12 protein-coding genes are annotated in these 6,462 nt (G+C 65.6%); 6 read left to right on the forward strand and 6 right to left on the reverse strand.

All coding sequences use genetic code 11. The features are described 5' to 3' along the window. The 3 genes from AKL29_RS44790 to dctP all read right to left on the reverse strand — a co-directional run. On the reverse strand, positions 1-347 hold a 347-nt coding region (locus tag AKL29_RS44790), incomplete at its 3' end, for a TRAP transporter large permease subunit (protein ID WP_244482016.1). After that, complete coding sequence (locus tag AKL29_RS13600) at positions 344-898, reverse strand: TRAP transporter small permease (RefSeq protein ID WP_028334072.1); 555 nt, start codon at positions 896-898, stop codon at positions 344-346. The genes AKL29_RS13600 and AKL29_RS44790, both read right to left, overlap by 4 nt. Beyond that, entirely contained in the window at positions 895-1,917 is a 1,023-nt protein-coding gene (gene dctP / locus AKL29_RS13605; protein ID WP_028334073.1) for a TRAP transporter substrate-binding protein DctP, read from the reverse strand. Before dctP ends, AKL29_RS13600 begins: the two co-directional genes overlap by 4 nt. Positions 1,918-2,273: 356 nt before the next feature. Here dctP and AKL29_RS13610 point away from each other — a divergent pair, with 356 nt between their 5' ends. Further along, the gene (locus tag AKL29_RS13610; protein ID WP_092083897.1) at positions 2,274-2,507 is read left to right on the forward strand and encodes a pentapeptide MXKDX repeat protein; all 234 of its coding nucleotides are present in this window, start codon (positions 2,274-2,276) and stop codon (positions 2,505-2,507) included. Between the two features lie 56 nt (positions 2,508-2,563). On the opposite strand, the gene AKL29_RS13615 is transcribed toward AKL29_RS13610, so the two are convergent. Continuing rightward, positions 2,564-2,920, reverse strand: coding sequence for a DUF6481 family protein (locus tag AKL29_RS13615; RefSeq protein WP_050384537.1), 357 nt, complete (start codon positions 2,918-2,920; stop codon positions 2,564-2,566). A 196-nt stretch (positions 2,921-3,116) separates the two neighbouring features. Beyond that, a complete protein-coding gene (locus AKL29_RS13620) occupies positions 3,117-3,341 on the reverse strand; it encodes a hypothetical protein (protein WP_028331884.1) in 225 nt (74 codons plus the stop codon). Positions 3,342-3,529: 188 nt separating this feature from the next. Between AKL29_RS13620 and AKL29_RS43315 the strand changes: the two genes are divergently transcribed. Both AKL29_RS43315 and AKL29_RS13625 read left to right on the forward strand, forming a co-directional pair. Next, positions 3,530-3,706 carry a hypothetical protein gene (locus AKL29_RS43315; RefSeq protein ID WP_162832424.1) on the forward strand — a complete coding sequence of 59 codons (177 nt, stop codon included), beginning with the start codon at positions 3,530-3,532 and terminating at the stop codon, positions 3,704-3,706. A gap of 140 nt (positions 3,707-3,846) precedes the next feature. Beyond that, a complete protein-coding gene (locus AKL29_RS13625) occupies positions 3,847-4,122 on the forward strand; it encodes a hypothetical protein (RefSeq protein ID WP_050384538.1) in 276 nt (91 codons plus the stop codon). A gap of 14 nt (positions 4,123-4,136) precedes the next feature. Here the strand turns inward: AKL29_RS13625 and AKL29_RS13630 are convergent, their stop codons facing one another. Further along, positions 4,137-4,313 carry a hypothetical protein gene (locus tag AKL29_RS13630; protein WP_167350394.1) on the reverse strand — a complete coding sequence of 59 codons (177 nt, stop codon included), beginning with the start codon at positions 4,311-4,313 and terminating at the stop codon, positions 4,137-4,139. Between the two features lie 208 nt (positions 4,314-4,521). Here AKL29_RS13630 and AKL29_RS13635 point away from each other — a divergent pair, with 208 nt between their 5' ends. From AKL29_RS13635 to AKL29_RS13645, 3 genes are all read left to right on the forward strand, one after another. After that, complete coding sequence (locus tag AKL29_RS13635; RefSeq protein WP_026192800.1) at positions 4,522-4,737, forward strand: hypothetical protein; 216 nt, start codon at positions 4,522-4,524, stop codon at positions 4,735-4,737. Between the two features lie 141 nt (positions 4,738-4,878). Further along, entirely contained in the window at positions 4,879-5,793 is a 915-nt protein-coding gene (locus AKL29_RS13640) for a 2-dehydro-3-deoxygalactonokinase (RefSeq protein WP_050384539.1), read from the forward strand. An 11-nt stretch (positions 5,794-5,804) separates the two neighbouring features. Beyond that, a complete protein-coding gene (locus AKL29_RS13645) occupies positions 5,805-6,440 on the forward strand; it encodes a 2-dehydro-3-deoxy-6-phosphogalactonate aldolase (RefSeq protein WP_050384540.1) in 636 nt (211 codons plus the stop codon). Positions 6,441-6,462 lie beyond the last annotated feature (22 nt).

Consider the following 6,462-nt stretch of genomic DNA (forward strand, 5'->3'; position numbering starts at 1 on the left):
GAGGAGCCGGCCATCGCCGCGAACAGGGCGCAGGCGAACACATTGGCGACGCCGAGGCCGCCGGGCACGCGGTGCAGCCAGGCGTGCAGCGCCGAATAGAGATCCTGGCCGGCGCGCGATTTGCCGATCGCCGCGCCCTTCAGGATGAACAGCGGGATCGACAGCAGCGTGATCGAGGCCATCTCCTCGTAGACGTTCTGGGTCACCGTATCGAGCGAGGCGGCCGGCATGTAGATCGCCATGAACACGACCGCGACGGCACCGAGCGCGAACGCGATCGGCATGCCGGAGAACATCGCAAACAGGGTGGCAAGTCCGTAGGAGATACCAATACCAAACACGGTCATCGGCGCGCGCCACCCGTCAACGGAATGATGATTTGCAGGAGGATCTGCACGCAGAGCAGCGTCATGCCCAACGCCATCAGCACGTAGGGGATGGCGAGCGGCGGCGACCACATCGAGTTGGACACCTGGCCGTCGACATAGGCTTCATGCGCCAGGGTCCAGGACTTCCAGGCGAAGAAGGCGCAGAACGCGAAGCTCGCGACATCGACCAGCCACAGCCTGATGGCGTTGGCGCGCGCCGAGAGCAGCCCGACGAACGCCTCGATGCTGACATGGCCGCGCTGGCTCTGCACATAGGCCGAGGTCATGAAGGTGGCGCCGACCAGGAGGAAGACGGCCGCCTCGTCCTGCCAGTAGTTCGGGCTGTGGAACAGGGCGCGGCCGAGCACGCTGTAGCTCAGGATCACGCAGGCCGCGACCAGGGCGAGCGAAGCGAACACCACGATGATGTTATTGCAGATCGACAGCGCGCGCCCAAGCAAGGCCACGGGCGTGTTGCCCGCGGCGCTGCTTGCGGTTTCGGCCTGATCCGTGACCGGACCATGCATCATGCGGCGACGTCGCTTGCGAGCTTCAGCAGGTTGGCGGCGGTGGCGGTCTTGGCGCCATAGTCCTTCCACGCGGTGTCGCGCGCGATGTCGCGCCATTTGCCGACGATGGTTGCATCGAGCGCGCTGACCTTGGCGCCGGCCTTCTCGTAGACCTTGGCGACTTCGGTATCGTCGTCCTGCGCCCCCTTGCGGCCGAATGCCTCGAGCTCGGTGCCGACGGCGAGGATGATGTCCTGCTGGTTTTTCGGCAGCTTGTCGAAGATCGCCTTCGACATCATCAGCGGCTCCAGCATGAACCAGTAGGAGGCGCCGGCGCCCGAGGTCAGCGATTTCGCGACCTCCTCGAGGCGGAACGAGATCAGGCTGGTGGAGGAGGTGATGCCGGCGTCGCAGGCGCCGGTCTGCATCGCGGCGTAGAGCTCGTTCGACGGCACCGACAGCACGGCGGCGCCGGCGGTCTGCAGCACCATGTCCATCTCGCGCGAGCCGCCGCGCACCTTGAGGCCCTTGGCATCTTCAGGCGCCACGATCGCCTTGGAGCGGCTGGCGACGCCGCCGGCCTGCCAGACCCAGGAGATCAGCAGAATGCCCTTGTCGGCGAGGAAGTCGGTCAGCGCCTTGCCGACCGGCTCCTTTTTCCAGCGCAGGCCCTGATCGTAGGTGGTGACGAGGCCAGGCATCAGGCCGATATTGGTCTCCGGCAATTCGCCGCCGGCATAGGGCATCGGATACAGGCTGAGGTCGAGCGCCCCCTTGCGCATCGCCGAGAACTGCGCGTTGGTCTTGATCAGCGACGAGTTCGGGTAGACCTCGGCGGTCAGCTCGCCGCCCGAGCGCTTGGCGACCTCGGCCGCGAACATCCTGCACAGCCGGTCGCGGAAGTCGCCCTTGTCGATGGTGCCGCCGGGGAACTGGTGCGAGATCTTCAGCGTGGTCGCGGCATGCGCGGTCCCGATGCCCATCCGCAGGACGGCGGGTGCGGCGAGGGCGGAAGCGAGGACGTGGCGGCGTGTGAGCATTGTTCTCCCCTGAGAGCTTCTTGAGTGGCTGTTAGGCCGGCGCGGAGCTTTAGCTTAGCCGGTCTTCGCGTGAATATTCTCTAGTCTGATAGTTCGAGGCGCCCTGATAGTGCGAGCCGATACGCGGCTGCAAGTCCTGACGTTCAAGTCCTGACGTTCAAGCCTTGCCGTTGCTGCGGCGCACACAGCCGCGCGCCGGCCCGTGGCTATTCAACCGTCGCGCGACCATCCGTTGGGGACCGCGCCGCGCCGCTTCAAGAATTTGTTATTGGAGGTAACGACGGCCGGCGCAAGTGCGTCGGGTAGAGAGCGGCAAGTCGTCGCGCTCACATTCGACCACACAAGGGATCATCACCATGACCACCAAGACCCGCCTCGGCCTTTCCGCCGCGCTGCTCTCGTTCAGCCTGGCGCTGGCGCCCGCCGCCTTCGCTCAGGACAAGATGGGCAAGGATGACGCGATGAAGAAGGAAGACTCGATGTCCAAGGATGCCATGAAGAAGGACGGTGGCATGATGAAGAAGGACGACGCCATGAAGAAGGACGGCGGCGCGATGATGAAGAAAGACGACGGCATGAAGAAGAACTGACTGCCGTCATCGCCCGCTGTCCGCAGGCCCGCCGCTCTGGCGGGCCTGGTTGCGCCTTAGCGCTTCTTCTTGCCGCGCTCCTTGCGTGCCGCGTAGCGGGCATCGCGCTTGGCCTTCTGCTCGGCGAGCAGCGCCTCCTCGCGGGCGGCTTCCTCTTCCTTCTCGCGCGCAATGCGCGCGGCCTCGGCGGCTGCGGCCTCTTCCTCGCGGCGCTTCTGCTCGGCCTTTTCGGCCTCACGGGATTCCTTGGCCTTGGCGCGGCGGTCGGCGATCGCCGCGCGCTCCTCGGCACGTGCCTTCACAGCGGGATCGTCGGCTCCCGGCTGGGCGCGAAACTTGTTGAGGAGGTTTTGCCGCGCCTGCAGGGCCGCTTTCTGGCGGTCGGCAAAACCCGGTTCCTTGAAGCCACTCATAGAGGAAGCCTTGCTGCTTTCTGTTCGGGTGATGGATGGGGTTGGTTCGGCGTTTCAATAAGTGAATGGCGACGAAATTGCCAGTGGCGAACGGAGGGCTGTGGAGCAAGGGAGATATGAGCCAGCGTCAAGCGGCCATCGTTCGCGCTCCGCGGGCGCGTGGTGAGTGGCTGGTCACCAAGGGCTGTTGAAAAGTTCAGCCGCGCTGGAGGTGCTCGCGTCGTCCGTTACCCAGGACCTTGGCGACCGTCTCGGCGGTCATCGCGCTCCGGTCCGAGGCGCGCTGGGCTTCCAGCCTGTCGCGCGCCTTTTCGGCGATCAGCAGGCTGATCAGCCGCTGCCTGCTGCTCTCATCGACAGCCTCCGAGAGCAACTGCCTGTAACGCTGATAGTCGTACGTCGTCGCTTCTTGTTCGCTCATCGGCACGCCCCGCACACGCGCTCCACTTCAGCGAGTAGTTTTTCGCGAGTCGCCCCTGGCTCGCAACGGAATTGCGGTGCCGACCGCCGCGGCCGTGCATTTCGTTGTGCGACTGTTGCAGAATTGATCGCACGCAACCGTGCAAAGGGTCATGATGCGGACCGTGGCAATCGGGAACTGAAGCTCGCATGAGCGAATCCGACGACGGAGGCAGCAGAAGGGGCGCGCTGATCGGACTGCTGGTCGCAGCGGTCATGCTCGCGGTCGGCCTCTGGCTCGCGCATGACCTGACGGCGGCGAGCAAGATGCAGGACTGCCTGATGTCGGGCCGGACCAACTGTAATGTGATCGAGCCGGCGCGCTGACGCCGTCTTGCGGCAGTGCAATATCGATCCCACATCAAGCCCAAAGACTCGGGCTGAACTGTTTGATCCCGGTTGTGATTCCGATCACACGCGGACGGGCGGGCTGCCTCGACTCCTGGAGATCGGCGGGAACCAAGGCCATGATGTCCAAGCTGTGGTCCGGAAAGGGCGCGGCGCTGGCTGCCGCAGGCGCGGCGGGTGCCGTTTTGGTGGCGTATCTATCCCTGACGCTGGCGTCGCCCGAGCCGGTGTCCAATGCGGCGCTCGGGCCGGAATGGCAATGCAGCCGGGTTGCCTTCGTGCTGACCACCTGCACCCGGGGGACCGAGGCGGAACGCGAGGCTGAGGCCAAGCCGGAGGGCGAGGTCAAGGCGATCCCGGTGCGGGCGAAGGACGACTGTCCGCCAGAACTCTAGCGCCGTATTTCAAGTCATTTCTTGGTGGTACCGCGCGGCTTGATCGACAGGCCGAGGCGCATGGCCATCTTCTTGATCCGCTCCGGCGAGCGGCCGGTCGCCTTCACGACCTCCTCCAGCGACTTCGAGGAGCGTGCCAGTTCCATCAGTCGTCGGTCCTCCTTGAACGACCACCGCGGCTTTCGGGCCATCTTGTTGGTTTCCTTGTGCATTGCTGGGCAACAAAGCCGCCAGGCGGGGTCGCCTGACGGCCTTGCCGGTGTGGGCCCGGACCTTGGGGAAATGTCCGGTGGATAAGCAATACTGCTTCCGAATAAGGCCGCAATTGAAACCGGAATTTAACCTAACCCATCAAGGTTACTTGCAACGTTACTTGGATACGGCGTGGCAGGAGGCCTTATGCGCAAGGTCGCCATTTTGAGTGCCGCAGCATTTTTACTGTCCGGTTGCTGGTCCGACCCGGAGGTTACGGGATCGACCAACAGCTGTGCGGCCAATCTTTACAGTCAGTACAATCCCAAGGTCATGGATCAGTGCGTCAACGCCTGCATCAAATGTGACCGCGGCAACGTGACCACCTGCACGACCTCCTGCACGCTGAAGGGCGCGCGGTGATTGATCCGCGCACCTGATGCCGGCGAGGCCTCGTGGCGTCACGTCAGCGGGCCGCCTTGCGTGGCGCGATGATCGCCTTTATCGCGTCTGGGCAGCGGCGCCGTCGGCGCGCCGGACACTGAGAGCGTGGAACGGGGCGCGATGAGCGGGCTTTCCTATGTCGCGGTCGACTGGGGCACCAGCAGCTTCCGGCTCTGGCTGATGAGCGCCAGTGGCAAGGTGCTCGGTGAGCGCCGCAGCGATGAAGGCATGACCACGGCCGCCAGGACCGGCTTTGCGCCGGTGCTACAATCGCATCTCGATGCGCTGGGCGCGGCGGCCGATTTGCCGGTCGTGATCTGCGGCATGGCCGGCGCGCGGCAGGGCTGGGTCGAGGCCGGCTATATCGATACGCCGGCGCATCTGACGGACATCCTCAACGGCGCCGTCGTGGTCAGCGGGCAGGCGCGCGAGATCCTTATCCTGCCTGGGATCGCGCAGCGCGATGCCGCCGCGCCCGACGTCATGCGCGGCGAGGAGACCCAGCTGCTGGGTGCGCTCGGCTTGAACGCGCCAGGCGAGGCTCTCGTCTGCATGCCGGGAACGCATTCCAAATGGGTGAAGGTCCGCGGCGGAACGGTCGAGCGCTTTGCGACCTTCATGACCGGAGAGTTGTTCAGCGCGGTGGCGCGCGACACCATCCTGTCGCATGCCGTCGTCGGCGCCGAGGAAGCGGTTGATGGCGATGCGTTCCGCGCGGCTGTCGCGGCGGCATTCGCGGCTCCGGCGCTATCGGCCAATCTGCTGTTTCGCGTGCGGTCGCGGCAGCTGCTGTTCGGCGGCAGCGCACAGGCCGCGCGCGAGACGATCTCGGGCACGCTGATCGGCGTTGAGCTCGCGGCCGGCCTTGCGGAGCGGGAGCAGGGAGCGCCGGTTACGCTGATTGCCTCGGGCCGGTTGCAGCGGCTCTATCAGATGGCGCTCGAAGCCCTTTCGATTCCGCTCGATGCCGTGGACGCGGAGGAGGCGGTTCGCCGAGGCCTCGCCGGCGCGGCGGCGACGATCTGGAAGAAGTGAGGGATCAACGCATGAGTATTCCGTTTCCGCCGATGAAGCGGCCGCTGGTCGCGATCCTGCGCGGCGTCAAGCCGGACGAGGTGCTGGGCGTCGTCAGCGCGCTGCTCGACGCCGGCATGACCGCGATCGAGATTCCGCTGAACTCGCCCGAGCCGTTCCGCTCGATCGAGATCGCGGCGAAGCGCGCGCCGGCCGATGTTCTGATCGGCGCCGGCACGGTGCTGACCGCAGCAGACGTCGATCGCCTGCACGACGTCGGCGGCCGCCTCATGGTGTCGCCGAATGTCGATGTCGAGGTGCTGGCGCGTGCGCGGGACCACGCGATGATCACGATGCCCGGCGTGTTCTCGCCGACGGAAGCGCTGCTCGCCGTGCGCGCGGGGGCGTCGAGCCTGAAATTCTTTCCGGCCAGCGTGCTCGGTGCCGCCGGCATCACCGCGATCCGCGCCGTGCTGCCGCCGGATGTGATGATCGCCGCGGTCGGCGGCGTCTCGGACCAGAATTTCGCCGAGTATGTGAAGGCGGGCATTCGCGCCTTCGGTCTCGGCAGCAGCCTCTACAAGCCGGGCATGACGGCCGCGGAAATTGCCGTCAGGGCAAGGGTGACGATCGAGGCTTATGACAGGGCCGTGGCGGACGCCGGCTAAAGCGCGATGAGATTAGGTTGAA

Source organism: Bradyrhizobium pachyrhizi (assembly GCF_001189245.1).
Taxonomy (GTDB): Bacteria; Pseudomonadota; Alphaproteobacteria; order Rhizobiales; family Xanthobacteraceae; genus Bradyrhizobium; species Bradyrhizobium pachyrhizi.